The 25,380-nt window shown below is 60.4% G+C and carries 21 protein-coding genes and 1 CRISPR repeat array; of the genes, 15 read left to right on the forward strand and 6 right to left on the reverse strand.

Features of this window, described 5'->3' with window-relative positions; translation table 11 throughout:
• Nucleotides 1-86 precede the first annotated feature (86 nt).
• Nucleotides 87-758 (forward strand): PD-(D/E)XK nuclease family protein, encoded by a 672-nt coding sequence (locus TNEU_RS04970; RefSeq protein ID WP_148682361.1) that lies wholly within the window; start codon nt 87-89, stop codon nt 756-758.
• A 546-nt stretch (nt 759-1,304) separates the two neighbouring features.
• On the opposite strand, the gene TNEU_RS10420 is transcribed toward TNEU_RS04970, so the two are convergent.
• Nucleotides 1,305-1,742: a hypothetical protein gene (locus tag TNEU_RS10420; RefSeq protein WP_245521990.1), complete on the reverse strand. Its 438-nt coding sequence runs from the start codon at nt 1,740-1,742 to the stop codon at nt 1,305-1,307.
• 41 nt (nt 1,743-1,783) lie between these two features.
• On the opposite strand from TNEU_RS10420, the gene TNEU_RS10425 reads away from it, so the two are divergent.
• The 8 genes from TNEU_RS10425 to cas6 all read left to right on the forward strand — a co-directional run bounded on the left by TNEU_RS10425 (nt 1,784) and on the right by cas6 (nt 12,016).
• Nucleotides 1,784-2,284, forward strand: coding sequence for a hypothetical protein (locus TNEU_RS10425; RefSeq protein ID WP_245521991.1), 501 nt, complete (start codon nt 1,784-1,786; stop codon nt 2,282-2,284).
• A gap of 1,263 nt (nt 2,285-3,547) precedes the next feature.
• Nucleotides 3,548-6,181: a CRISPR direct-repeat array (repeat unit 24 nt; unit sequence GATTCTCAGATAGAGATTTGAAGG).
• Nucleotides 6,182-6,264: 83 nt separating this feature from the next.
• The gene (locus tag TNEU_RS04980) at nt 6,265-6,612 is read left to right on the forward strand and encodes a hypothetical protein (RefSeq protein WP_148682362.1); all 348 of its coding nucleotides are present in this window, start codon (nt 6,265-6,267) and stop codon (nt 6,610-6,612) included.
• 2 nt (nt 6,613-6,614) lie between these two features.
• Nucleotides 6,615-7,547: a DevR family CRISPR-associated autoregulator gene (locus TNEU_RS04985; RefSeq protein WP_012350346.1), complete on the forward strand. Its 933-nt coding sequence runs from the start codon at nt 6,615-6,617 to the stop codon at nt 7,545-7,547.
• Nucleotides 7,544-8,326 carry a hypothetical protein gene (locus tag TNEU_RS04990; RefSeq protein WP_012350347.1) on the forward strand — a complete coding sequence of 261 codons (783 nt, stop codon included), beginning with the start codon at nt 7,544-7,546 and terminating at the stop codon, nt 8,324-8,326. Before TNEU_RS04985 ends, TNEU_RS04990 begins: the two co-directional genes overlap by 4 nt.
• A complete protein-coding gene (locus tag TNEU_RS10430; protein WP_245521932.1) occupies nt 8,292-9,236 on the forward strand; it encodes a hypothetical protein in 945 nt (314 codons plus the stop codon). The genes TNEU_RS04990 and TNEU_RS10430 overlap by 35 nt, the downstream gene beginning before the upstream one ends.
• Nucleotides 9,229-10,704, forward strand: coding sequence for a CRISPR-associated helicase Cas3' (gene cas3, locus TNEU_RS04995; protein ID WP_012350349.1), 1,476 nt, complete (start codon nt 9,229-9,231; stop codon nt 10,702-10,704). The genes TNEU_RS10430 and cas3 overlap by 8 nt, the downstream gene beginning before the upstream one ends.
• Entirely contained in the window at nt 10,701-11,270 is a 570-nt protein-coding gene (locus TNEU_RS05000) for a CRISPR-associated endonuclease Cas3'' (protein ID WP_012350350.1), read from the forward strand. The genes cas3 and TNEU_RS05000 overlap by 4 nt, the downstream gene beginning before the upstream one ends.
• Nucleotides 11,267-12,016: a CRISPR system precrRNA processing endoribonuclease RAMP protein Cas6 gene (cas6, locus tag TNEU_RS05005; protein ID WP_012350351.1), complete on the forward strand. Its 750-nt coding sequence runs from the start codon at nt 11,267-11,269 to the stop codon at nt 12,014-12,016. Before TNEU_RS05000 ends, cas6 begins: the two co-directional genes overlap by 4 nt.
• A 138-nt stretch (nt 12,017-12,154) precedes the next feature.
• Here cas6 and TNEU_RS05010 read toward each other — a convergent pair whose 3' ends face one another.
• Complete coding sequence (locus tag TNEU_RS05010; protein ID WP_012350352.1) at nt 12,155-13,060, reverse strand: GP88 family protein; 906 nt, start codon at nt 13,058-13,060, stop codon at nt 12,155-12,157.
• A 28-nt stretch (nt 13,061-13,088) separates the two neighbouring features.
• On the opposite strand from TNEU_RS05010, the gene TNEU_RS05015 reads away from it, so the two are divergent.
• Genes TNEU_RS05015 through TNEU_RS05030 form a run of 4 tightly spaced genes read left to right on the forward strand, consistent with a single transcriptional unit; the run spans nt 13,089 to nt 16,268 of the window.
• Nucleotides 13,089-14,513: an AAA family ATPase gene (locus TNEU_RS05015; protein WP_012350353.1), complete on the forward strand. Its 1,425-nt coding sequence runs from the start codon at nt 13,089-13,091 to the stop codon at nt 14,511-14,513.
• Nucleotides 14,514-14,516: 3 nt separating this feature from the next.
• Nucleotides 14,517-15,671 carry a hypothetical protein gene (locus tag TNEU_RS05020; RefSeq protein WP_012350354.1) on the forward strand — a complete coding sequence of 385 codons (1,155 nt, stop codon included), beginning with the start codon at nt 14,517-14,519 and terminating at the stop codon, nt 15,669-15,671.
• 27 nt (nt 15,672-15,698) lie between these two features.
• Nucleotides 15,699-16,043, forward strand: coding sequence for a hypothetical protein (locus TNEU_RS05025; protein WP_012350355.1), 345 nt, complete (start codon nt 15,699-15,701; stop codon nt 16,041-16,043).
• 21 nt (nt 16,044-16,064) lie between these two features.
• A complete protein-coding gene (locus tag TNEU_RS05030) occupies nt 16,065-16,268 on the forward strand; it encodes a hypothetical protein (protein ID WP_012350356.1) in 204 nt (67 codons plus the stop codon).
• 168 nt (nt 16,269-16,436) lie between these two features.
• Here TNEU_RS05030 and TNEU_RS05035 read toward each other — a convergent pair whose 3' ends face one another.
• Together TNEU_RS05035 and TNEU_RS05040 are read right to left on the reverse strand one after the other, a co-directional pair.
• A complete protein-coding gene (locus TNEU_RS05035; protein ID WP_012350357.1) occupies nt 16,437-18,332 on the reverse strand; it encodes a metallophosphoesterase family protein in 1,896 nt (631 codons plus the stop codon).
• Nucleotides 18,329-19,606, reverse strand: a complete 1,278-nt coding sequence (locus tag TNEU_RS05040; RefSeq protein WP_012350358.1) for an ABC transporter — start codon at nt 19,604-19,606, stop codon at nt 18,329-18,331. The genes TNEU_RS05035 and TNEU_RS05040 overlap by 4 nt, the downstream gene beginning before the upstream one ends.
• Nucleotides 19,607-19,695: 89 nt before the next feature.
• On the opposite strand from TNEU_RS05040, the gene TNEU_RS05045 reads away from it, so the two are divergent.
• A complete protein-coding gene (locus tag TNEU_RS05045; protein WP_148682364.1) occupies nt 19,696-21,186 on the forward strand; it encodes an ABC transporter substrate-binding protein in 1,491 nt (496 codons plus the stop codon).
• A 14-nt stretch (nt 21,187-21,200) separates the two neighbouring features.
• Here TNEU_RS05045 and TNEU_RS05050 read toward each other — a convergent pair whose 3' ends face one another.
• Together TNEU_RS05050 and TNEU_RS05055 are read right to left on the reverse strand one after the other, a co-directional pair.
• Entirely contained in the window at nt 21,201-23,003 is a 1,803-nt protein-coding gene (locus TNEU_RS05050; RefSeq protein ID WP_012350360.1) for an ABC transporter permease, read from the reverse strand.
• A complete protein-coding gene (locus TNEU_RS05055; protein ID WP_012350361.1) occupies nt 23,000-24,043 on the reverse strand; it encodes an ABC transporter ATP-binding protein in 1,044 nt (347 codons plus the stop codon). The genes TNEU_RS05050 and TNEU_RS05055 overlap by 4 nt, the downstream gene beginning before the upstream one ends.
• Nucleotides 24,044-24,106: 63 nt before the next feature.
• Here TNEU_RS05055 and eif2g point away from each other — a divergent pair, with 63 nt between their 5' ends.
• Nucleotides 24,107-25,342, forward strand: coding sequence for a translation initiation factor IF-2 subunit gamma (eif2g, locus tag TNEU_RS05060; RefSeq protein WP_012350362.1), 1,236 nt, complete (start codon nt 24,107-24,109; stop codon nt 25,340-25,342).
• Nucleotides 25,343-25,380: the final 38 nt, after the last annotated feature.

Raw genomic sequence — 25,380 nt, forward strand, 5'->3', positions numbered from 1 at the left:
GCGCCCCCTCAGCCTGACGCCGAAGGGCCGTTGTGGAGTTGGAGAGGCGTGGATTTGTTTTTGAATTTCGGCTCGCCCAGCTAGACGTGGGTCTCGACCTGAAAAGGGAGCTCCTGAGGCTATTGAGGGAAGACGAGGAGTTTAGATACGCGGTGGTGGGGTTGCTGGGCATCGCGGACCTGAGGACGTCCCTGGACAGCCTAATCAAGGCCGTGGGCGAGCTGAGAGACGTCGTGGCTAAACACAGCGAGGAGATCGACAAGCTGAGGAGCGCAGTCGAAGAGCTGAGGAAGGCCGTGGAGGCGTTGACTGAGGACGTCAAGAGGCACAGCGAGGCCATACACGCCATGCAGAACAGCATCGAGAGGCTGACGTCGTCAGTGACGGCGCTTGGCTACCGCCATGGGCTGTTCACCGAGGAGGCCTTTAGGGAGTCCATCAGGTACCTGCTTGGCGACCTGCTCAAGATCTACCAAATCAAACGCTGGACTTACTACGACAGCGAGGGCTTCGTGTTCGGCCGCCCCTCGGTCATCGACGTCGACGTTCTCATCAGAGACGGCGAGCACATCCTCGTCGGGTACAAGGCCGGCATCGACCGCGGAGACGTGGCCGAGCTATACAGAGAGGGCCTCCTCTACGAGAGAGTTAACAAGGTGAGGCCCAGGCTCCTCATCGTAGGCCCGGCGATTAGGAAGAGGGCCCTCGAGCTGGCCAGAGAGCTGGGCGTCGAGGTAAGAGCCCCCGAGGTGGTGTAGCACCCACAAGGCGGCCCCCAGCCGCGGCCCGCCGACGCGTCGACGCGTAAAACCCACCGCATGCCCACCGGGCCAACGCGGCGGAGGAGCCGCCGCCAACTGGGCCCCCCACGGCCAGGGGCGGCGCCAGCCGCCACGTCGAGCCGGCGGCGGCGGAGGGTGGGGGGACCGCCCTCTGCACTGGCGGCCCGTCGCAAGGCCAGGCCGGCCAAGCTGACGCAGGAGAACCCAGCCCGCTGGGGCACACGCAGGCGACGGGGCCCGCGGCGGAGGCGTTGAGTCGCTCCGCGGCGGCTTTTGCTAAAAGCGGCTGGGGGCCCACCGCGGCGGCCTGGAGCGCCGGGGAACAGTTAAAAGGCGGTGGGCGAAGGGTGGCGTGCGGCGGCACATGGCGGCTCTAGGCCTAGAGAGGTTCTTGAGGAGCTTGGCCACGGGCTATCTGGCGGTCGTCGTGCCCCTCCATCTGAAGAGCTTGACGGGGAGCGCCTTTGCGGCGGGGGCGGCCGTCGCGGTGGCAGGCTTCATCTCTCTGGGCTCCTCTGTGCTCTACGCCGCGTTGGGCGACGTGGTGGGCCACGCCAGGGGTCTCGCCATAAGCGAGACCGCCTTCGCCGCCGCGCTCCTCGTGTTGGGCGCCGCGAAAAACCCCTGGGCTATCGCCGTAGCTCTGGGACTCGGCGGCTTGGGCATGTTGGGCCCCGGCGCCGCCAGGGGTAGCTTCGCGCCCCTCGTCATGGCGCTGGTGAGGAGGAACGCCCGCGGCGCCCTCGAGAGGACGAGGGATCTGGGCGCCATAAACTTCCTCTCCACCTCAGGCGGGATCGCCGGCTCGCTCCTCGCGGGGTTGCTGAACCTGCGGGAGGCCGTGGCGTTTTTCGCCGGCTCAGTCTCGGCGGCCGCCCTCCTCGTGCTACTCCTGCTGGGGCGCGGCGAGGCCCTGCGGCGCGTAAACCCCCTCGCTGGAGTCGCCAGGAGGGCCGACACCGTCCGGGTCTACTCCCTCAGCCAGCTCCTGGCGGGAGTAGGTGTGGGCCTCTCCAACCCCCCTACTCTCCCCGTGGATAAACGTCTACCTGGGGGTGGGCAGGGCCGCCATCGGCGCCATCTTCGCCGCGGGCAACCTAGCCTTCTCCACCGCCTCGCTCCTCGCCCACGCCCTCGTCAGAAGGCTCGGGATGGTCAAGGCCTCGGCCGTGAGCAGATTCGCCTCAGGCGCCCTGCTGGCCGCCCTCCCCCTGGCCCCCAACGGAGCCACATTCATCGCCCTCTACATGCTCTACAACGCCATGGTCGGCATAGGCGGAACGGCGCGCTCCTCCTACATCTCGGGCGCAGCGGCGGAGGGGAGCGAGGCCACCACCCCCGCGGTGGCCAACATACCCATGAGGATAACGGCGACGCCCTCAGCCGCCCTAGCCGGATACCTCATAGAAGCGGACCCCGCCCTCTTGATGCCAATCGCAGCCGCCTTCACAGCAACCGCAGGCTACCTACTCCTCAAACTAAGAGAAGAAGACGGAGCCTAGCGACGACACGCCGCAGCCCCCTCCGCACTGAGGGAGGCCTCCGCATAACACGCCGGCGCCTCCGCACGGCGCCCCCCAGCAGCCAAGGCGAGACTTAACGCGAGATATGGCAATATTCTCAGGAGACAGCAACCGCCGCGTCTACGCACGGAACCGGCTCACTCCGGCGGTAGATGGCCGGGTCTACGAGAGGCCGCCTAAGACGAGGCCTAGCTCCCTACCAAGTTGGCCCAAGGACAACAGCGCTCCATCGTGCTCCAAAAGCCCAGGCCTATGGCTAGCCTACTGCCGAGGGCAACGCCCCCAAATGCCCCCAGGAATCAGCACTTGCATCCCATCTTCTCTCGCCAGCCAGATCTCGTACCCACAGCTAGCCATTGCGTGCCCCCTCCTCCTAAACACGCGAACACACTCCTCACGATAGCCAAAAGCACCCACCTCACCCTCGACACGGCACCCCACACCCACTCCCCAACCTGCCTCACCCACCCCCCTCCGCCAACCGCCTACTCGTAGTCACGCTCCCTCGGCCACCACCTCCGCAGGCCAATTCCAAAACTGCTGACGCACCGTCGCCTCACTCTTAGGCATACCCACACCCCTCCCCCCAACATCAGTAGGCACACCCCTCACTTCAACAACAAAAAGTCCCCCCTCTATACGCCACAACCTCGGGCCCCAACCTGACCCCCAAAAACACCAACAAGTAGCCAGCCCCCACTAGAAACCTCCGCACAACCTCAATAACCTCATCCTCCCGAAACACACACAACCCCCCAACCACCAAAGGCGATGTTAAAGCGCAACACCACCGGCCTAGAACACCCCCCAACACCCGCAAAAACCCAGACCCAACAGCGCCAACCACGCCAACACACAAAACCACAACACACCACAACTAGCGCCATATCCCCTCTGCACTGAGTTCCAAGACCAGAGACCTAGATAACTGAAAGGAGATCTATATAGACAACGGCGTTTAAAAATCGTCGTGCAACGAGCCCTTTCTTTTTGTAAAATCGTTCTACTCCTCCGCCGTTATACCTTTGTAAAGCGGAGATCCAATTTAAAAAACGGCGGACAGAAGTACGGCGGACGGCGACGCCGACAGTCAAACATCCGCTTTCAACTACCCCCAGCAGAAGCCAGCCGTGGGAAACAGACAAACCCACCACTTAGCCAACACAAGAACACGCCGAAATAAACACAAAACCCACTAGAGAAAAACTTAAAAACCAACAAAAACAAAACCCAGAGGACCCGGATTCTCAGATAGAGATTTGAAGTGCCCTTGGCCAGGTGGACGGCCCAACCCAAGACGAGTAGTGGGATTCTCAGATAGAGATTTGAAGTGACGGCGGGGTCAACCGCCCGGGGATGTAGATTAGACGTGGCGATGATTCTCAGATAGAGATTTGAAGGCGAAACGGGGCGGCACTCGGCCGAGGACATACTCCGCGGAGTGATTCTCAGATAGAGATTTGAAGGCCTCACAATTTCGGCCGCCTCTATACTTACACGCACACTTAACTGATTCTCAGATAGAGATTTGAAGGGTATTGGGTTATATATGGGCCGTCAAGTTTGGTGCTGTATTTGGTGATTCTCAGATAGAGATTTGAAGGACGCCGGCCTGCCCGGGACGTATGCAATAGACTACTGGCGATTCTCAGATAGAGATTTGAAGGCTTGGACGCGCAGAGGATCTACAGAAAGCTCCTCGAGTATGTCGAGATTCTCAGATAGAGATTTGAAGGATCATTCCCGTACACAAGGTCGGACAGCTTCAGTTGCTGCCCACCGCGATTCTCAGATAGAGATTTGAAGGCTGTTTTCACAGCTGTGATTTCCGGCGTCCGAAGGGGGGGATTCTCAGATAGAGATTTGAAGGTTGTAGTATATCGTGCCGGCCGACAGGCTGATTTGGGGCAGGGCCAGATTCTCAGATAGAGATTTGAAGGATTAGGGCATCGCCAACATACTTGAACACCTCGCGGTATTTAGTGATTCTCAGATAGAGATTTGAAGGGTAGAATACTACGTCGGTCGCGGGAGCTGTCGCTACGTTGATGGGATTCTCAGATAGAGATTTGAAGGTGTAGTCGGTGTAGGAGCCGCATGCGGTGCCCTGTATGACATGATTCTCAGATAGAGATTTGAAGGTTTATTGTCTCCAGCCACGCGGCGTCTCTGTCACGCGTATTGACGGATTCTCAGATAGAGATTTGAAGGTCTATCGTTATGCCGTTTGCGTTATTGTAGTACAACAGAACGCCGGGGATTCTCAGATAGAGATTTGAAGGCGCCACACGACGCTTCAAGAGCTACTGAGAGCGCTCTACGCCGATTCTCAGATAGAGATTTGAAGGATCCTCTGGCCAGGGATAAGCAGAAAAAGGGGGATTACAGATTCTCAGATAGAGATTTGAAGGCTTCGCGATCAGCTCCGCTATCGCCATTCTTATGATCTCTCGATTCTCAGATAGAGATTTGAAGGAAACACGAAGAAAAAATACGAGGTCAACGAAAACGGTGAAATAGGATTCTCAGATAGAGATTTGAAGGCGTCGCCCAGCTTGAACTTTCTGTTGCAGACGTCCAACGATTCTCAGATAGAGATTTGAAGGCTAACACTGACAGTGCCTGTCGACAGATCGCGCCTGATTGCGACAGATTCTCAGATAGAGATTTGAAGGGTTTAGACTGTAGAATTCCTTTCCGCATAGCTGGCATTGCATGGATTCTCAGATAGAGATTTGAAGGGCCAGTGAAGGTAATCTATTTGACATCAGATGGACGATTCTCAGATAGAGATTTGAAGGTCGGACATTGTGGCAATGTGGGTTCGTGGTATCATAAGCGAAGATTCTCAGATAGAGATTTGAAGGCGACAAGGTCGCGTTGGCGGTATCACTATTTAAACCCACGCAACAGGATTCTCAGATAGAGATTTGAAGGTTATATTGCGCCAGTTACTATTGGCGACAACTCTCCTCAACAGATTCTCAGATAGAGATTTGAAGGCTATCTTGGGTTTTACACGTGCGCCCGCGTTTGGATCCAATATGTGATTCTCAGATAGAGATTTGAAGGTCTTGGTACACGGCGGTGGCAGGCAGTACTACGCCTTCAGATTCTCAGATAGAGATTTGAAGGATGATGGTCTCGCTCTTGGTGTACAGCCATATGACCAAGCCGGATTCTCAGATAGAGATTTGAAGGGTGGCGAGCTCTCTGAGAAGTAGAACGCGGAGGTGGGTCACGATTCTCAGATAGAGATTTGAAGGACGTCGACGTATGCAAGCAGGTTGTAACCGCCTAACGAATCAGATTCTCAGATAGAGATTTGAAGGCTAAACTTAAACGTGCTTGAGATCGTTGAGGTATGAGCTCGTGGAGATTCTCAGATAGAGATTTGAAGGTAGTAGACGTGTGTCGCAATTAGGCTCTGCGTCGCGTTTAGATTCTCAGATAGAGATTTGAAGGAGGAGGGATACAGACAGCTCATCCGGTACGTCGCAGAGAGGGAGGGATTCTCAGATAGAGATTTGAAGGGCCATACTCCGTGGCCTGCATAGCCGTGAGGAGGGAGCTGGCGGATTCTCAGATAGAGATTTGAAGGCATGATTGAGCGCAGCGAGAAGCTGTCCGACACCGCCGCCGCCAGATTCTCAGATAGAGATTTGAAGGCGCCTTGCTGAGGTCGTACCAGTGCATAAGGCGCTCTGCGAGGCCGATTCTCAGATAGAGATTTGAAGGGTCGTCTACCCGCCGCCCGACAAATACATCGCCGTGATCGGCACGATTCTCAGATAGAGATTTGAAGGTTCTACGACTTTGCGGACAAGCAGACGGTGTATGAATACATGGAGAGATTCTCAGATAGAGATTTGAAGATTCGTCTTGGTGTGTGAACGCTGTGTGTTTGGGTATGGTGTTGGACGTTGGTAATGTTTAAATAGTTGGTTTGATGTCTTTATATGGCTGGGAGGGGTGATAAGAGGGTGTCTATGGAGCCGTTGATTTATGTCTTGTCGTGTCTGGTGCGTGAGAAGTACTATGGCCCTCTTGACCGCCTTGCCCGCGTGGAGGATAGCGACGAGTTTTACGTCACGATGGCTATGGAGGCTGTCTACGACGCTTTGAGGTACTTTGGCACGTTGAAGGACTGTGCCCGTCCGGAGGGGTTGGAGGAGGCGGTTCGCGCCTTTGCCGCGTTGGTTAAGAGGAGGCCGGCTGTGGCGAAGGAGGTGGCGTTTAAGGCGCTTGCGAAGGCGGTTGGCGGTGAGCGGCAGGTGGTGAAGGGGCAGGCGTCTGCGGCGAAGTAGCCATGTTCGTCTCGTTCGCCTTCCGGTTCCGGGCGGAGGTCGAGGCCCTCAACATGGTCGAGACTATGGGGAACTACGCCAGGCACAGAACCGTCCCCGTCCTCATCCGCGAGGACGGCGGCTACCGCATCACGGCGGCTCCCGGCGTCTCGGGGCAGTCCGTCTCCTACGGCTACATGGCTGCGCTTGTCAAGCTTGCCGCGGGGAGGAGCCTGCCGGTCTGTGAGGAGTGTGCAAGCTATGAGAAGATCGGCGGCTTCTTCAAGCGTGCGGATAGAGTCGACATTGGGCACGACGAGAGGGTGAAGACCTGCGTCGTGGAGGACATCACGGGCTTCATGGCGACGAAGGAGGCCGGCGGCGGCGAGAAGGGGTCTGTCGTCAAGAGGACGAGCGCGGTGATGTTCAGCTACATGCTTCCGGACACCTCCAGCGCGAGGGGTGTCGTCATGCCGCAGTTCCACGTCCGCTACAACCTCCAGAAGCCCGACACACAGAGACCGTTCACGGTCGAGAGCGGCACGGCCGTATACATTCAAGCTGTCGCGATAGATGTTATGAAAATTGGTAGGCTGGAAGACGGAGATGACGTGGACGACTGGCTTGAAAGGGCCGAGTTGGCCTTTGATGCGCTTAAGCTCCTCTACTCCGGCATGTTGTTCGGCGCGAAGAAGGCGCGGTATTTGCCTGCCTTTGAGGCTCTTGGCGGCGTCGCCGCCGTCGCAGACCCACACCCCTTCATGGTGTCTCCGCCGCGCTACGGCGACTACTGGGCCTTGAATAAAGCCCGCGTGGAGAAGATGAAGCCGCTGTACAGCACACTGGAGCTGTCGTGCTTTGACCGCGAGGGGATAACGTCATGCGACTCTGGCCTATCTACGTTGGAGGAGCTCATAGACTGGGCCAAGGAGCGGGTGCTTGAGTACTTCGAATGATGCTCGTAAAGTTGGATTTTTTCTCCCCCTTCGTCTCCAAGCCGGCCTTTCTTGAGCATGGAGCCGGCCCCCTCCTCCCGCCGCCTACCACTCTGCTGGGCGCCCTGGGCGCGGTTGCTGTGCGGCCGGAGGAGCGGTTCTACGCGCCCCGGGCCGACTTCGTCCTCTTCTGGGCGCCGCCGTATACCGAGGGGGTTGGGCTCTACAGGCACTACACCCTTATGACTCAGAAGCGGACCAGACTGGAGAAGCTCCCCAAGGCCATAGAGGCGGTGCTTAAGGGCAGAGAAGACGAGGTGGTTGAGAGCGGGATGACTGCACGGAGCTTGATACAGAACTTTTTGGGGGTTGGGTCGCGGCGCGAGGTGTACTTCTGGGGCCCCGCCTACCTCTTGGTCTCGGGCGGCGAGGCCGAAAAACTGGCCCCGTATATATACCGGGTTGGGCAGAAGGAGGGGCTGATTGCGGCGACTCCCCTCCGGTTCGCGGTAGAGGATCTCGGGGCTAGGGAGGTGGAGACGCGCTTCTACATCCCGGCCGGCTGGGCTTCTGAATGCGTTGCGGTACCGTACTACGGCCAGGTGACGGCTCAGTGTAGAGAGGAGTACTTCTTTGACCCGCGCCTTGGGCTGAACGCGGAGAGGCAACCCTTCTACATCCCGCCGCCGATGGGCCACATCAAAGTGAGGCCGGCAAAGGGGTACACGGCAGTGAAAATCGTGCCGGAAGCCGGTAGTGACCTCTATGCCATACTGCCGCGGGGTTATGCCGAGGGCTAAGAAAGGCAGATCCTCGGGCAAGTCTTCTGGCAAGGCAGGCGGCGTGCAGGTGAGAATTGATCTTCAGAGCGCGCCTCAGTTTGTCCACCTCTCTGCGGTGTACAAAGCCGGCCTCCTCTCTTACATGGCCACCGGGGTCGAAATCTGGAGGTGGGATGACGTCGACCACTATGTCGAGGAGTACAACAGCTTCATCGCTTCTGTGTTTGAGAGGAGGGGGAGGAGGAGGGCCGACATCCAGAGTCTGCTCTTGGAGAGTAGGGATTTTGGGGCTTTGGAGAGTTTTTCGCAGAGCTCTGGGCTTTTGGAGAGTAAGGAGTTTATACATCTTGATGGGCGGTTCTTTTATAAGGAGGCGAGGAAGGTGTTCGGGATCGCTAGGGCGGTTCTAAAGGTCGCTGATGCCTTCGATGGGTTCACTAGGGTGAGGATTGGAGAGAGGTGGTACCACGTCTTTGTAGACGTGGAAGACCGGACTGCGGCTGGGGATTTGTGGGGTGTCAACGAGAGGGTGTGGCGGCGTGCGTCTAACTTGGGCGGGCTTGCCCTCCTCCTGTACGCGGCTTCCCTCGTCGTGTTGAAGCTCGGCGGGGTTTCGGGGAGGCTTTTCGTCGGCGGAGGGAGCTACTACACGGCCACCGCACTGCCTGTGGAGGCGCTTTCTAGGATGCGCCGCGTTGCGCGGTTTTTCGTCGAGCTCGTGGAGTCGGGGTCGGACTACGTTGAGCCTGCCGCATCGGCCATCTGGAGCGCCATATCTCTCTCCGAGGTGTATGGAGAAGGCGGCGGGAGGTGGAGGGTCGCCGAGGACTGGGGGCGGCTCTATCAAGTGGCGAGGAGTATGTTGGCCAGCAGGTGGCTGTCCGAGGGCGAGAGGAGGGCGCTTGACGCGCTCTTCGGCTATGCGTAGGGCGGTGGAGAGGGGGCTTGAGCTGGCGCGCGCGGGCGCTTCAAGGATTGTCTTGGAGCTTCCGACGGGATACGGGAAGACCTACGCCGCGCCGCTGTTTTACAAGGCTCTGAGGGAGGGGGGTCTCTGCAGTAAGGCGATCCACGTCATGCCCCTGAGGGCTCTCATTAGGAAGCAGATCGAGAGGTACGCCTCTGCCCACCCCGATATAAAGTTCGCGTATCAAGACGGCGACGTCCTCCTTCGGGATAGGTACGTGAAGGATCCGTACTTCCGCGAGGAGTACGTCCTCACGACGCTGGACTCCTTCATCCACAACCTGGCGAAGGTCCCCGTCGCAGAGATGTGGAAGTTCTACAAGTCCGAGAGACCGTCGGTGAGGTACCACATACCCCTCGCCTACATCTACCCCTCGTGTGTCTTTCTAGACGAGGCGCATATGGCAGCTGGCTCCAGGAAAGAGCTCGCCGCAGTAAAGGCGGCTGTGAGGTTCCTCAAAGAGCTCGGCGTGCCCACCGTCGTCATGTCGGCAACTCTTGGCGAGTGGAAGAGGGATGTATTCAAGGGCTTTAGGTTTGTGTCGCTTGGGGAGAGGGATGAGGAGAGGGGCGGCGACGTCAAAGTCGCCGATCCGGAGTTCGAACGGCGGATGTCGAACGTAGCGTACAAGGTGGGGAGGGTTGACAATATAGAGGAGGTGGCGAGGCGTAAGGCGGAGGAGGGGAAGAGGGTGCTCGTGATAGTTAACGACGTCTGCAGAGTCCAGCGCCTTTCCGAGACGTTGGGGGCGCCGGCGGTGCACTCCCTCATGACGCGGAGAGACCGCGAGAGGGCTGAGCGCGAGCTTGATAAGGCTCAGATTGTGGTGGGTACAGACGCGATTGGGGCCGGCGTCGACGTAGACTTCGACGTGTTGATAACCGAAGCCGACGAGGTGGAGCGGGTCGCGCAACGGGTGGGGCGCGTCTGTAGAAACAGGGAGAGCTGCGTAGGCGAGATATACTTCGTCGGCGAGGTCGATGAGGAGCTCCTCAAGGTCAAGAACTGGCGCCTCCCGCACAAGCCGGACAGCTACCTACGCCTCCTCCGAGGGGAGGCCGAGGTAGACGAGAAACACTTCTGGTTTCTGGGAACCGTCATGAAGGAGGAAGTGGTGGATACACACAACTTGAGGGAAAAGTTGCTGGAGGAGGGCGGCTCCTTCGTCCGCCACGCCCTGCTGGAGGCGGAGGTGGGGGAGGGGCCCGAGGAGTCCTTCACAGTTTCGCTGGACAGGCTGGGACAGCTGGAGTTTGAGGTGTATGTTGGAGAGAGGCGGATTGAGCCGCCCCGTAGCTACGGAGATAGGGAATTGATGGAGTGGCTTCTTGACGTCGTCGATGAGTACGGCGATGTGCCGAGGATCCGCGTTGTGAAATACAGAGAGGGGCTTGGGGCTGTGCTCAAGAAGTGTGGAGAGGGGGTATGACGTGTCTCGCGGGCCCTGGAGAGCCCCTCGAACTGCATCTGGAGGAGGTCGCGTCGTGTATGGCGGCGAGGGGGAGGTGGCTGGTGCCTAAGCTGGCGCGGGTTCTCGGCGTAGAGGAGGCGCTGGCTAGAGACTTAATTGTGTTCGTGGGCTATGCACATGACGTTGGGAAGGCGGACAGGGAGTACGAGGGCGCGGATAGGTACTTCCCGCACCACGAGGCTAAGTCCGCCGCGGCTGTGTACAAAGCGCTTGACAGCGCCGATTGGAGGATCAGAAGGCTTGCAGTGTACGCCGTCGCTAGGCACCACTACTCCTTCAAGAAGCCCCAGGGGTTGGGCAAGGTGACATTTCAGCCGAGGTGCACAGTTGCAGTCAGCTGGAGGCCGGAGACCGAGCTCTTCCGCAAGGCGCTTGGCCTTCTGTTCCGCGGCGTCGAAGACGACATTTACAACGCGGCGGTGAGTCGCGACTTCCTAAAAGACTCGCTCAAGTATGCCGGGATGGCTCTTCTCGGCCTTCTCAACGACTGCGACTACGAGGTGGCGTCGAGAAACAGGAGATGATATTCAGGGTGGCGCTGAGGGGCTACGCGCTGGATCCCCTGGCGCTCGCCGGCTGGACGCCCCGCCTTGTGCACGGCCTGCTGGCCTCGCGCGGAATCAAGCCTCTGTCTATCTGGCCGCCCATTGTCCAGGGGAGGCCTGTGTGGGGACGGCCCGCGGCCTATCCGCCGGGGGTGCAAGTGGAGGTGGTCTACGTGGCGCGGGAGCCGCCGGCCGAGAAGCCGGACATCGTGGCGCTGGGCAGAGCCCGTGTGGCCGTCGAAGACGTCGCCGTGCGCTGGTTTGAGCCGAAAGACATCGGGGCGAACCGCCTCGTTCTTGAAACCGTAACGCCTGTGCAGTTCGCCGTTAAGACCAGGGAGAGGAAGAGGGCTAAGCTGGCGTATATACCGGAGCCGCTCCGCGTCTTCAAGTGGCTTGTCATAACGGCGTATAAGCTCGGGCTCGCCGAGAAGCTAGATGTCAAGTTCATCCGCTGGGTCTACGAATACGTCGACCTCGCCGACCTTCGGTGCCACAGGCCCAGTTGCGTGGTGAAGGTAAAGTACGACGGAAGGAGGTCGCTCTACGGCTTCTACGGCGTTGCGAAGTACGTCGTCCAAGACGACAGATACATGGACAAGCTCTCGTACTATGTTTCACTTGCCAACTTTCTGGGCTTGGGCAAGAGCCGCGGGGTTGGGCTAGGCGCCGTGCAATTCGGAGTAGCCGTAGGAGACAGCCGAGGGTCCCACGGAAAGAGCTGAGTCATCGCCTATTAGACCGCTTATCGCACACAGAGCTTGGTCGGCGTCATGAGCGCTCTACGATGAAAGGTGGCGCTGACGGCGTTACCCAACGCGGAATGTCAAATCGGATAGCATGTGGAACAGACTTTTGCCGTATTAAGCAGTAAAATGTCTGTCCCTTGGGGGCGCGAAGCAGCGTCTGCACTTTTCGCATGTCGTATTTACGCCTAGCTCGTTTGGGCAGATGTACTGGCTGTATTTCTCCAGGGCTTGTCTCAGCTGTGGGAGTCTTCTGTGTTCTAGGAATATGATGAGCCTCTTGCCGTTTTGGGCGGCCCACTTAGCCAGGGCTTCTATCGCGGGGATCTGGCCCCTTGCGTCTTCGCCAGCGGCTAGATAGGTGATGTGGTCGAAGTAGGCGCCGTATTTCTCATAGGCCTTGTAGTTGGCCCCGTCTAGAGACATGAGGACTACCAGGTTGGGCGGCCGCTCTGGCGACGCCGCCACAATGGGGAACGACCGCGTGTAGAGGTAGAACGTCACGTGGAGGAAGTCGGACGCCAGCTTCTTGAGGTAGCCCCAGTACCAGTCTGAGAATACGTCTCCGCCCACGTGGAACCTAATAATTCTCGCACCCCTATAGTCCACGACGAAGCGGGTCCAGTCTCTAAGCCAGCTGTAGCCCTCCCTCACGACGTGGATGAAGTTGATGTACTCCCTCAGGAGGTGCAGTGGGTTGTACCTGGCGATGTTTATGTCGTAGCAAACCAGCCCCCTCCCGCGGTAGAGCCCGGCGGACCCCGGCCTCCCGCAGAAGGTGGCGTAGGGGCAAGTCAGAACCGGCGGGAGGTCGAATGTCCATATCCTCCCCACCTTCCTATTGCCGGGGACATACGGCATTTTGGGCACCGGCACGCCCCCCGAGATCCTCCTCTGGATTTGGACCAGTTGGGCGAGCTCCAGCTCGGAGCGGGGCGGCCTGTAGGCCCCACCTCTGTAGAGCTCCCAGGCAAGCTCCCTCAACGTCCGTCCGCCGATGCGTCTGTCAAACAACGTTAACATATAATAACAGCGGTTTAATAGCTACTTAATGAGTGCTTCTCAGGGGCGATGTTATGTCATATTAGGATCTCCTGAGAATTGGCATTATGCAATCTCGGAAATATCAAAAGAGAACGAATTAACCCCTAAATACTCTGGTGAATGCAATCCACAATGCCTAAGGGTGTTAAGAGAGAAAAAGAAAAATGGAAAAATTCTATGGGCATTTCCTAACGTGGAAGATTATGAAGACTTAAAAAATAATATTGAGAAATATAATGAAATATACGTGTTAGCTGTATCTACTGCCAGGTTTGGTAAAACGACACCAGCGGAAGATATGAAAAACGCGGAGGTGTATCTTTCGAAAATTGTGGCTCTTGGTAAGGTGACGAAAGACGACCTTGTAGGTGGATGTAGTTGTCAATACTGGCCCAATAAAGATAATAATTGGTATTATAAGTTTTTTATCGAGGTCTTGGCGTATTTAGACGCTCAGAACGGGAGAGACGGCTTTATACTGAAAGGCTTTCAGCCTGGGTCGCTTAAAGAGGTTGATTGCAGACTTCTGTTTAATATCCTCGATTTAGCGATAAAAAGCGGTATCTATAAGGTTCCAAGATGTAGAGAGGAGAGCGATGTCAAACTTTTTAAAAAAGCTATTGACGAGCTTAAGGGGCAGTTTCCGACAGTGGCTAAAGTGGTAGAGAAGGTGGGGGCGGCGCTGTACGCCGGCAACGTGTTGCTTGTTGGTCCGCCGGGGGTGGGGAAGACGACGTTGGCGGTGGAGTTTGCTAAGAGGCTGACGGGGGGCGACTATATCTTGGCTACTGCGAACGCGCTGTGGTTTAGGCGCGACGTGATCGGAGGGGAGACCATAAGGGAGGGCTCCGTCGTCTGGAAGAGCGGCTTGTTGATTAGGGCGTACAACAGGGCCGCCAGAAACTGCGGGAGGCCCCTTCTCCTCATAATCGACGAGATAAATAGGGCGGATGCAGACAAGGCCTTTGGCGAGTTCTTCTCTATCTTCAGATCGCCGAGTCCCGAAGACTGGGAAATACCCAAGACGCTGGTGGAGGAGGTCGAGGGATACGGCGATAAGGCCGACGAGGAGGCGAGGGCCTTCCTGCGGAACTATAGAGAGATGGGTGACGCCCCCCTCAAGAGGATCAGGGTGTTAGCCACGATGAACACGCGCGACGTTAGAAACCTGTTTCTGCTGGGGGAGGCCCTCTTGAGGAGATTTACCGTCGTGAAATTTGACGTAAGTGGGAGCGTTTTCAAGACAGATGAAGATCTCTACAGCGCATATCAGAACATGAATAGAGCTGGCGACATTCCGCCCAGCGCGTTGATTCACGCCGAGAGGCTTAGAGGCGCCTACAAGGCCTTGGGTTTCGCCGAGCCGCGTGCTGAAGAGCTGATCGAGATGTCGTCTGGGGGATTTGCCCTGAGGAGGAGGCGCAGGGCGTAGCCCGTGGGTTCCGCCGAGTGGCGGCGTAGAGATAGGCGTTTGCTGGAGCTGGCGGCGCGTTGGTATGTAAAACACTACGTCGGGGGGAGAAATATAATGAAGCTCCTGGGCTTGTCGGAGGATGAGAGATATGGGGTGGCCTCTGCGTTGCTGGCCGAGTTTGTAAATGCGATGACGGTAGTGGTGAAGGCTGCGCTTAGGGACCTCTTGGTTTATAGGGAATTTGCTGTCGTATACGGCGACGAGATCTTCGGCGCCTTAGACGTGGGGAGGACCGTGGCTGTTCTGCCTGCGGGGGTGTACGCCTCGTTGACGTACCTCCCCTCGCTTCAAGCGCCTGAGTATGGGATACTGCGGCGCATGGCCTTGAAAGTATCGAAGTGGGGGAGGGAGGCCGCCGTCGACGAGGAGATGAGGAAGGACGCCGAGAGGCTGAGGCGGATCGCCAAGAGGTTGCCTAAGGCATATGGCAGAGCGGCAGTGGACGTAAGAGAGGGGCCGCCTTGGCTGAGACAGGGCTGGGCTATCTACAGAGCCGCCAAGGCGCTTGTGGAGGGGGAGGTATACGTGGGGGAGAGGAGGGGCGTTGGAAAGGCGTTGAAGTTCGTCAACTGGCGCCTATACGAGATGTACATAGCTATGCTCGTGTTGGAGGCCCTACGGCGCTTGGGTTGGAGGACGGTGGGGGTAGACGCGGAGAAACGCGCCGTCTTAGTCGAAAGGGACGGTAAAACGCTGGCGGTGTATCTTAACAGAGCGTTGCCGCACCACTCCATAATAGAGGAGGTCGCCGGGGACGAGGTGAGGGGGAGGCCGGATTTAACTGTCGCAAACGCCGATGTGAAAGCCGTGGTGGAGTGCAAATACTCAGACAGGCCGGGCTACATCGCAAGAGGCCGCTTCCAAGTGATGACATATATGTGTGAATATAGTGCGAAAATTGGGATATTGGTATATCCAGCCGCGTCGGAGGAAGAGGCCGAGGATGAAGAAGAGGAGGCGGCAGTTAGATGGGCAAACAGCGGCAAGCCGATCCGTATGAAGGACGGCCGCGCCATATACCCCCTGAGGATAGACCCGGCTTATGGAGCTACCGCGGATGAGGCCAGGGAAAAACACATCGGCGAGGTGATGAGGTTGCTGGAGAGGTCATTATAAGATTTATATATCTATGTAGTACTTTCCATGGATCTGCTTAGGGTTGGGGTGGCTCTGGTGGGGGTGGCGCTTCTCATCATCGCGCTGGTGGCCCTGGCCTTTTATCTTGATGTGCGGGGGAGGGTGGGGGGTCCGCAGGTGCCTTTTTCGGCGTTCTGCTATGAGGGGTACGTGGTGGTATCCGCCTACGTGGATCTGCGTAATGTGACTGTGGCTGATGGGTCGGGGAGGGTGCTCTGCGCCTTCGACTTCTTGAGGGCTGGGTCGGAGAGGGTGTGTAGGGTGGGGAACGGGACTGTTGCCGTGGTGGAGGCGGGGGGCTACAGCAGGGTGGTGGTGTGTCCCGGGCCGCCCCGGCCGGTAAGAGATTAAAGCCCCCCTCTTCTCCCCCCTATGCTTAGGGTGGAGAGGCAGGGCCCCGTGGCTAGGCTGGTCTACTCGGCGGGGGGGAGGGAGGCGGTGGCGGTGGGCCCCATGTCCGACCTCCCGACCCTCCTCGGGCTCTTCGTGGCGCAGATGGCTAGGGAGGGCTTCACAGCCGAGGACATCTGCTCCGCCCTGAGGAAGGCCCTGGAAGAGCTGGGACGGCCTTCTTAGTGATCGAGAGAAATCCTGTATTTTTTCGCAGGTGGGCTTACGGCGGCGAGCGGCGGCGTGGGGACTTTGTCCCGACGGGGGTTGGAGGAGGGTACAGTCCGGTCTCCATGGCCTGGGCTGGGGCGGAGGCGTGGGCGAGAGGAGGGTGGCGTGGGTGAAAAAGGGGGGTTATCTTTCTCCGTATACCCTGGTTCCGCCGGTTTCTGCCTTCTTTTTGCCTGTTTTGGCGAGGGCCGCCAGTAGCGCGGCGCCGACCGCGGCTATTGCGATTAGCACGGCGGCTTCAGTGGGGAATGGGGCTGGCGCCGGAGCTGCGGTGGGGGTTGGCGTGCGGGTGGGGGTGGGCGTAGGTGTTGGAGAGGTGGCCGTCGGGGTGGTTGGGGGTGGTGTAGTTGGCGTGGGCGTTGGTGTTTTACTTGGCGTGGGGCTTGGGGTTGGGGTGGCTGTGGGTGTCGGGGTGGGTGTCGGCGTAGTTGTTGGCGGCTGCGTGGTTTGGCCTATCTGTACTGTTGTGGGTTGGCCTCCTGGGGCTTGTATCTGTAGTGTGGTTGGCTTGTCGTATCTGAATCTGTATTGGTATACCGGCTGCTCTCCTGGGTAGGAGGCGAGTATCTTCTTGCCGTCTACCGTTAGGAAGGGTATGCCGACGTTGGGGTCCTCTGCCTTTATCGTGACTGTCACCACGTCGCCGGGGGTGGGGGACCTGGGCATTATCTTTTCTACCGATAGGGTGGGGGCTGGGGCGTAGTCTCCGATGGCTATCCAGATGGGCTTGCCTGCTGTAGAGATGTAGTACCGCGTGTATTTGGCTAGTGGGTGTTTCTTCGCTTCTACTAGCTGGGCTGTGCCGTTTAGGGCTTTGAGGCCTTGGTACTGGCCGGGTAGGTCTATGGCTATTGTGCCGGGGAGGAGGTCGCTGTCGGCGTATATCTGGGCGGCTTTGGCGCCTTGGGCCACGACGGCGTAGTTTTTGTAGGTGAGGGTTTCTGGGTTTATCTGGACGCGGCCGTCTGGGTAGACGACGTAGGTTCTAAAGCCGTGGGAGGTGTCCACAGACCCTCCCAACGTCCTGGTGGTGACGAAGTAGGTGCCGTTTATGACCACGGTGGAGTTGCCGGGGTGTACGTGGCCGGCCATCACCAGGGCTACTCTGTACCTAATCGTTAGGTTGAGGAACCTCTCGTAGGTGGGGCGGTTGTAGAGGTAGCTGGTGTAGACGATGTAGTAGTTCCTCCTCCCGGTGGGGTCTCTGCTGAGTCTGTCTATGTCCTGGGGGCCGCGGTAGATCTCGGCGACGTAGGCGTCGCGTATGTAGAAGGGCGGGTGGTGTATTAGGACTATCTTCACCTTGTCTGGGTAGCGCCTCAGGACGTCTCCGTAGAACTTGACCTGCTCCTCTGTTAGATAGCCGTCGTGGCCGCTGTCTAGGCCGATTATTAGGTAGGGCCCGACGACTCTGTACCAGTAGGGGGGCCCCACATACCTCCTGTAGTTATTGAGGGGGTCGTCGCCGGCGTGGTCGTGGTTCCCCGGCACGGCGAAGATGGGCTTTGTAATTGTGGAGGTGTATCTGACCAGCAGGGCGTACTGCCAGGGCTGGCCTCCCACGTCTGCGAGGTCGCCGGTGAGGAACACGACGTCGTAGGGGCTGGAGCTGGCGTAGAGAGCGGCGTGGGTTAGGCGGTATATGGAGGCCATGTCTAGCTCAACTCCCACGTGTATGTCGGTGAGCTGGATTATCCTAAGGGGCCCCGTCACGTTGCCGACCCAGACGGCCTTGGGCTCGTATATCTCACCGCCGTTGATTACGAGGTCGTAGAGGCCGGGGGGGACGTCCGCCGGGACGCGAGCCGTGATGACGGCTCCAGAGGCGTTGAAGCTGAGCTCCAGCGGCTTCTCCACGCCGGGGGCGGCTAGGGCTACGCTTTTCACAGCGGTTGGCGCATCCAGCGTGATGTTGAAGGCGCCGCCGGGGGTTACGTAGGCGGGGACGGCCCACCTGGGGTCGACGATGGAGGCGGCTAGGGCGAGGGCCGCGGCGAGGAGGAGGTACAGCTGCCTCATCTCCTGCGTATGGCGAGGGCGGCTGCGGCTATGGCGAAGATCAAGGCTAGGGCTGTGCCGACGAAGGCGGTGGTCTTGGCGTTGTTGGCCTCGGCCACGGCGGCGTTGAGCTGCTGAGTGAGCTGGTCCACCTTCTGGCTGAGCTCAGCCACCTGGCCGCCCACGGCGTCTACCTTGGCGGAGACCTGCGAGACGGCTGTTTTAACGGCGGAGACCTCGTTTTGCAAAGAGGCGGCGGTGTTCTTCAGCGCGGCGGCGTCGGACGCGATCTGTGCCATCTGGCGGGCTTGGTAGACCATCGTGGTGAGCTCTCTGTAGTTGCCGGTGGCCCACAGGAGGATGTTTCTGAGGAACCTAGGCCCGTCTAGCTGGACTCTGTAGTAGACCGGGGCGACCATGGGCTCGTAGCCGCCGTATGGCGTCTCGCCGGAGAGGATGAGCACGCTTCCGCTTGGCATAATCTCGGCGGCCATCAGGGCAAAGACGCCGCGGTCGCCCGCCTTGTGGGCCTTCCCGTCTCTGCCTTTGCCGTCGGCGGAGGTCCTGTGCTCAACTATGGCCCCCTTCTCCGTGGTTCTCACTATCACATATATGTTGCCGTAGGCCTTCTGCGCCTCTGGGCTTGTGGCGGGGACCCACCTCCCGTCGGGCAGCACCACCGCGATTGCCCCGGGGCCGTGGAGGAGGACGCGCTGGGCGAGGAAGCCGAGGAAGGCCAGCTGAGGCGGCGGGTCAACGACGCCTACCACCCTGTAGGCAGCCCCCGCGTTCTGCTGGGGGTCCTCCACCGAGACGTAGTCGGCTCTGATGTGGGCGCCGAGGTACTCAGCTACGTCGTTGCAGGCGGCTTGCGACTCCTCCGAGCCCTGGGCTGGGTAGTCGGAGTCGGCGGCGCACCACAGCACTCTCCCGCCGGAGTCGAACCACTTCTTTAAGGCGGCTAGCTCCGCCTCGCTGAGGGGCTTAGGCGGCTGCCCGAGGACGATTACCTTAAACTGGGACAGGTCGACCGTCGAGAGGTCTCCCCGTATTATGACGGCCGCCTTGGTGGCGTTTAGCTTAGTCAGGGTGGGGTCGAGCTTGGCGTCTGGCGGGACGAGGACGTACAGCCTAGCGAAGTCCGTAATCGCCAGGGGGTTTGCCGTGGAGTTTACCCAGAGGTCGAGCCCCTTCGTGGCTTCGCCGTGTGACACGTCTACCAAAACTGGGACGTACAGCTGTTGGGCGGCGGCGAGGGCCGCCGCTAGGAGGAACGCGGCTACCTTTGGGTTCATGTGTGTGATGTATCCTGTCTTTTAAAGCTTGATGCGTATGAACATGAGCGCGGGGGGCAAACCTTTTTAACCACCGCGCCTGCTGACACATGCGTAGGGGTCTAGCTCTGGGGATAGCAGCCGTGGTGGCGGTGGCCATAATAGCCGCCCTATTCGCGGCGCAGCAACAACAGGCGCCTGCGGCGTCTCCCCCTCCTCCCACGGCCTCGACGCCTGCGACCGGCACGGTGACCTCCACGCCGACGACCACGGCGGCGTCTCCCACGCCTACGGCGACTTCTCCGGAGGTCTGCACCACGTTGGTGGTCATAACTAGGCACCCCACCGACATCCTAGACGCGGCGAGGGCCCTCTTTCTACAGAGCGACGTGGCGAAGAGATACGGCGTTAGAGACGTGGTGTTTAAGCCGGTCCCCGCCGCGCAGTGGAGGGCCTTGATCCAGGCAGGCCAGGCGGACGTGGCGTGGGGAGGGGGGCCGACGCTCTTCGACTCGCTGTATAAAGACGGCCTGCTCCTGCCGCTGGAGGGGGACGAGGTGAAGAGCGCGCTGGCCCAGATACCCAAGACCATCGCGGGGATGCCCATGATGCGCGTTGGGCCAGACGGCAAGGTCTACTGGGTGGCCTGGGCGGTGTCCAGCTTCGGCATCACCATAAACACGCAGGTTCTCAAGGACCTCGGCCTCCCCGAGCCGAGGAGCTGGGCAGACCTCGCCTCGTTTGAGTACGGGAAGGCCGTGCTGAGGGGTACCCCGGCCGCCGGCCTTTCGTCGCTGACTAAGTCCACCAGCAACACGAGGATCGCCGAGATCATCCTCCAGGCCTACGGCTGGGACGAGGGGTGGAGGGTGATCACTCTCACGGCAGCCAACGGCAGGATATACGGCGGTAGCGAGGCCGTAAGAGACGCCGTGATCGCCGGCGAGATAGGCGCCGGGTGGACCATCGACTTCTTCGGCTACACGGCCCAGCTCCAGAACCCGGCGACGAGGTACGTCGTGCCCAACGACACCTCCGTCAACGGGGACCCCATCGCCGTGGTGAAGGGCACAAGGTGCCGCCAGGCGGCCGAGGCCTTCGTGGCCTGGGTCATCACCCAGGGTCAGGTGGTGGTGTTTGACCCCAAGGTGAACAGGATGCCGGTCAACCCCAGCGCCTTCGACACGCCCGAGGGCAAGAAGAGGGCCGACCTAAAGGCCGTCTACGACTACATGCTCCACCTCAGGACTATAAACTTCAACGACACCCTGGCCCTCGCCACCGAGAACGTGGTGATGTACTACTTCGACGCGGCGGTGACGGACAACGCCCAGCTCCTCCAGGACGCCTGGGCCAAGCTGGTCAAGGCCTACCTCGGCGGGAGGATAGACAGAGCCAAGGCCGTGGAGCTGGCCCGGCGCCTGGGCGAGCCCGTCACCTTCAAGGACCCCGACACCGGCCAGATGGTCAAGCTGACGCTGGAGTACGCCATGAAGATCAACGACAAGCTCAAGGACCCGGCCTACCGCGACAAGATCTACGCCGCGTGGAGGGAGGCCGCCAGGGAGAAGTACAGGGAGGTGGCATCCCAAATCCCCTAGTTTTTCAATTCCCGTCATAGGACGAAGCCGTATCTTGTCTTGAGCACCTTTGTGGTTAGGGCTATGGCGGCGGCTTGTATCAACACGAGGACGAGGCCTAGGGTGGCGGCTTCCTGAACGCCGTAGAGGCCGCTTTCGAACCTCTCCCGCATGAAGGCTGTTATGGGCATGGCGGTGTCTTGCCCCACGCCTTTGAGGGCGCCGAGGGTGATGCTGAGGGATACCTCGCTGGTGACGTAGACGAAGCCTATCAGCGCCCCGCTGAGTATGTTGGTCTTGAGGAGGGGCACCAGTATCCTCCTCAGGACGCCTAGGTAGCCGTCGCTGAGGTTCATGGCCACCTCCTCCATGGAGGGGTGGATCTGCTGGAGCCCGGCGTATATGCTCCTGACTACGAAGGGGAGCTTCCTGACGGAGTAGCCCACGATTAGGTAGAGCTCTGGGTGGCGGAGGGGGTCGAGGGCTTGGGCGAGGGCCGGCGCCGCGGGCTTGAGAGCGGCGGTGAGGTGGAGGGAGGTGAGGAAGTAGGCGTAGGCCACCACGAGGCCGGGTATGGCTATGGGCATGGTGGCCAGGGCGTCTAGGGCGTCGGCGGCGGGGCCTCGGGATCTTGCGGCCGCCAGGGCGATCAGCAGCCCCACCGCCACCATCACGAGGGTGGCCGCAACGCCGTAGTACACCGTGTTCGCCACGCCGCGGAGGAAGAGGGGGTTCTGGAAGACCTCGGCCAGCCTCTCGGCGGCGTTTTGGAGGGAGAGGCCCTCTGGGAGGGGCGTGGTGGCCCACCTCTCGGCGAAGACCAGGGCAAGCGCCCCGAGGAGGGGGGCGGCGGCTGTGAGGACGAGGGGGAAGGCGACTAGGTATATGGCGGCTTTGCCCAGGGGGCCCGGCCTGTAGACCCTCGGCCTAAGTTGCCTGATCAACATGGCGTACTGCCTCAGCCCGACGTATTTCCTCACGGCGAGGAAGGCCGTCGTCGAAATGGCGAGGAGGATCAGGGCGAGGAAGGCCGCGGCTGGGCTTATCTGCCCCTGGACCTGGTCTAGGAATTTGGAGTAGACCTGGTACGAGAGGAGCTTCCGGGCGGCTGGGTCGTCCTGGAATATTATGGGGGCCGCCACGTCGTCTATGGCGAAGATGAAGACGAGGACGAAGGCGGCGGCGAGGCCCGGCGTGGAGAGGGGGAGCACCACGTCGCGGACAGCCCGCCGCTCGTCTGCGCCTAGGTTCGCCGCCACCTCCTCCAGCGTCGGGTCCACCCGGGCCAGGGCGGCGTAGATGTTTAAGTAGGCGATGGGGAGATACATCAGGGCTTGTACGACGGCCACGGCGGCTAGGCCCGACACCTCCACCCGCAGGGGGAGGAGGGAGCCGAGCGCCCAGTTTAGCGTGCCCCAGCGTGGGTCCAGAAACTTCCTCACGACGTAGGCCGTGGCGAAGGGCATAACTATGAGGGGGAGGGTGGCCAGGAGGCCCAGCGCGGTTCTGCCGGGGAAGACGTATTTGGCGAGGACGTAGGCGAGGGCGAAGCCCAGGGCCGTGTCGGCGGCGGCTACGGCGAGGGCAACCCAGAGGCTGTTCAAGATAACGCCGAGGTCGGGGCCCCGGATGACGAGGGTTGGGGGGTCCGTCGGCCTGACGTAGACCGCCTGGGCGAAGGCCTCGGGGGAGAGGTTTAGGTAGAAGGGGTCGGCGATGGAGGTGTAGACCTGGCCTATGCCCGCCAGCACCTGCCAGAAGATGAAGACGAGGGGGGCCGCGAGGAAGAGGCCTAGGTAGGCGTAGCCAGCCGCCGCGGAGAGCTTCACCAGCCTCATGGCTTAAACGCCCAGGCCCTCGCCACCTCCACCCGCACCTCCTCGCCCGGCCGCGCCTCGGGCCTCGGCCCCTCGGCCTTGAGCACAGCCCCGCCGCACCTCAGGGTGGTCTGGTAGTGCCTCCCCAGGAAGACCACGTCCTCTACTGTGCACCTCACCCCGCCGGCGCCCAGCCTAACGTCCTCCGGCCTCACCACCACCTCCACGGGGTCCCCCGGCGCGGCCCCCTGGGGGGTCCTGGCCACGAGGGGGAAGCCGACGTCTACCACGGCCTCGCCGCCCTTGACCTCGGCCACGCGGCCCCTCAGCAGGTTGGAGCGGCCTAGGAAGGTGGCGACGAAGAGGTGGGCGGGGCTGTGGTATATCTCCTCGGGGGTCCCCACCTGGAGTATCCTGCCGGCGTTCATGACCGCGATCCGGTCGGCCACGGCCATGGCCTCCTCCTGGTCGTGCGTCACGTATAGTGTGGTTATGGAGAGCCTCTTGGCGACCCTCCTCACCTCCTCCCTCAGCTCGAGCCTAAGCTTGGCGTCTAGGTTGGCCAGAGGCTCGTCGAGGAGGAGCACCGCCGGCTGGACCACCAGCGCCCTCGCCAGCGCGACCCTCTGTTGCTGGCCTCCAGACAGCTGGTAGGGCCTTCTGTCTCCCAACTCGGCGAGGCCCACGAGGCCGAGGGCCTCCTCCACGCGCCTCCTTATCTCGCCCTCCGTGAGGCCGAGCCTCCTCTTCCTCAGCCTCAGGCCGTAGGCCACGTTTTCGAAGACGGTCATGTGGGGCCACAGGGCCCAGGTCTGGGGGACGATGGCGGTGTTTCTCTCCTGCGTCGGTAGACGCGTCACATCTCTACCGTCGAAGTAGATCCTCCCCGAGGTGGGCTCCTCCAGCCCCGCCACCAGGCGGAGGAGGGTGGTCTTCCCGCAGCCCGACGGCCCCAAGACGGCGAGGATCTCCCCGTGGCCGATGGAGAGGTCGACGCCGTCTACCGCGGCTACCCTGCCGTCGAAAACTTTGCTAAGGCGCTCCACCTTGACCTCTGTCACGTCTACAAATTCCGCCCTCTATTTAAATTGAAAAAGTATATAAACGGTGCCGTAGGTGGCGCCATGGCCTTTGTCTACCCAGACGCCATAGTCTCCACCGCGGGGCATGTGGACCACGGCAAGACCCAGACCGCCTACGCCCTCTCGGGGGTGTGGGTTATGAAACACAGCGAGGAGATCAAGAAGGCCATGACGATAAAGCTGGGCTACGCCCAGGTGGGGATCTACGACTGCGGCGGCGAGTACTACTACACAGACGGCATCTTGGCCAACGGGAGGTGCCCCGACGGGTCGGAGCCTAAGCTGGTGCGGAGGATATCTCTCCTCGACGTGCCGGGCCACGAGGTGCTGGTGGCCACCATGGTGTCGGGCGCGGCGGTGGTAGACGGCGCGGTGTTGGTGGTGGACGCCTCGCAGCCAGCCCCCCAGCCCCAGACGGTGGAGCACTTCGCAGTGTTGGACATAATCGGCGTGAGGCGGCTTGTGGTGGCTCAGAACAAGATCGATCTGATCCCCAGGGAGAAGGCGCTGGAGAACTACCAGCAGATCCGGAAGTTCCTAGCAGGCACCTGGGCCGAGGGGGCCAAGGTGGTGCCCATCTCGGCCCTCCACAGGGTCAACATAGACGTCCTCGCCACCTACATAGCCAAGTCGGTGCCCCCCAGGGAGGCGGAGCTGGGGAGGCCGCCCAGGTTCTCGGTCCTCAGAAGCTTCAACGTCAACCCCCCGGGGACGCCGCCGGAGAAGCTCAGAGGCGGCGTCCTAGGCGGCACCCTCCTCCAGGGTGTGCTGAGGGTGGGGGACGAGATAGAGGTTAGGCCGGGGCTGAAGGTGGACAAGCCCAAGCCCGGCTACCAGCCCATTAGGACGAAGGTGCTGAGCATCGAATACAGCGGGGTGAAGGTGGACGAGGCGAGGCCCGGAGGCCTCGTGGGCGTGATGACCGGCCTAGACCCGGCCCTCGCCAAGGCTGACGCCCTGGCGGGGGCGGTGGCGGGGGCGCCCGGCACTTTGCCGCCTGTCTGGACCGCGATCGAGGTGGAGGCGAAGCCCATACCCAGGTCGGCCGAGGGGAGGGGGGAGCCGTTTAAGCAGGGGGAGGTGGCGCTGGTGGCCGTGGGGCCCGCCACGGTCTTCGGCGTTGTGCAGGCGGTTAAGAAGGACGTGGTCACCCTGGCGCTTAAGAAGGCCGTCTGCGCGGAGCAGGGCTCCAAGGTGGTCCTCATTAGGCAGGTGAAGAACAGGTGGATAGTGACGCACTACGGCGTGTTGAAGGGCGGCACCGCCGTCCTCGAATAGGGCTCAGCCCGCGGAATAGATCTCACGGGTCAATAGGG

Source organism: Pyrobaculum neutrophilum V24Sta (assembly GCF_000019805.1).
Taxonomy (GTDB): Archaea; Thermoproteota; Thermoprotei; order Thermoproteales; family Thermoproteaceae; genus Pyrobaculum; species Pyrobaculum neutrophilum.

What these genes read in the sequence shown, in the direction of transcription:
- eif2g (WP_012350362.1), top strand. Translation starts at nt 24,107, where the DNA reads ATGGCCTTTGTCTACCCAGACGCCATAGTCTCCACCGCGGGGCATGTG.
- TNEU_RS05030 (WP_012350356.1), top strand. Translation starts at nt 16,065, where the DNA reads ATGCTTAGGGTGGAGAGGCAGGGCCCCGTGGCTAGGCTGGTCTACTCG.
- TNEU_RS05000 (WP_012350350.1), top strand. Translation starts at nt 10,701, where the DNA reads ATGACGTGTCTCGCGGGCCCTGGAGAGCCCCTCGAACTGCATCTGGAG.
- cas3 (WP_012350349.1), top strand. Translation starts at nt 9,229, where the DNA reads ATGCGTAGGGCGGTGGAGAGGGGGCTTGAGCTGGCGCGCGCGGGCGCT.
- TNEU_RS05035 (WP_012350357.1), bottom strand. Translation starts at nt 18,332, where the DNA reads ATGAGGCAGCTGTACCTCCTCCTCGCCGCGGCCCTCGCCCTAGCCGCC.
- TNEU_RS05050 (WP_012350360.1), bottom strand. Translation starts at nt 23,003, where the DNA reads ATGAGGCTGGTGAAGCTCTCCGCGGCGGCTGGCTACGCCTACCTAGGC.
- TNEU_RS05045 (WP_148682364.1), top strand. Translation starts at nt 19,696, where the DNA reads ATGCGTAGGGGTCTAGCTCTGGGGATAGCAGCCGTGGTGGCGGTGGCC.
- TNEU_RS04990 (WP_012350347.1), top strand. Translation starts at nt 7,544, where the DNA reads ATGATGCTCGTAAAGTTGGATTTTTTCTCCCCCTTCGTCTCCAAGCCG.
- cas6 (WP_012350351.1), top strand. Translation starts at nt 11,267, where the DNA reads ATGATATTCAGGGTGGCGCTGAGGGGCTACGCGCTGGATCCCCTGGCG.
- TNEU_RS04985 (WP_012350346.1), top strand. Translation starts at nt 6,615, where the DNA reads ATGTTCGTCTCGTTCGCCTTCCGGTTCCGGGCGGAGGTCGAGGCCCTC.
- TNEU_RS05015 (WP_012350353.1), top strand. Translation starts at nt 13,089, where the DNA reads ATGAGTGCTTCTCAGGGGCGATGTTATGTCATATTAGGATCTCCTGAG.
- TNEU_RS05010 (WP_012350352.1), bottom strand. Translation starts at nt 13,060, where the DNA reads ATGTTAACGTTGTTTGACAGACGCATCGGCGGACGGACGTTGAGGGAG.
- TNEU_RS04980 (WP_148682362.1), top strand. Translation starts at nt 6,265, where the DNA reads ATGGCTGGGAGGGGTGATAAGAGGGTGTCTATGGAGCCGTTGATTTAT.
- TNEU_RS10430 (WP_245521932.1), top strand. Translation starts at nt 8,292, where the DNA reads ATGCCATACTGCCGCGGGGTTATGCCGAGGGCTAAGAAAGGCAGATCC.
- TNEU_RS05040 (WP_012350358.1), bottom strand. Translation starts at nt 19,606, where the DNA reads ATGAACCCAAAGGTAGCCGCGTTCCTCCTAGCGGCGGCCCTCGCCGCC.
- TNEU_RS05025 (WP_012350355.1), top strand. Translation starts at nt 15,699, where the DNA reads ATGGATCTGCTTAGGGTTGGGGTGGCTCTGGTGGGGGTGGCGCTTCTC.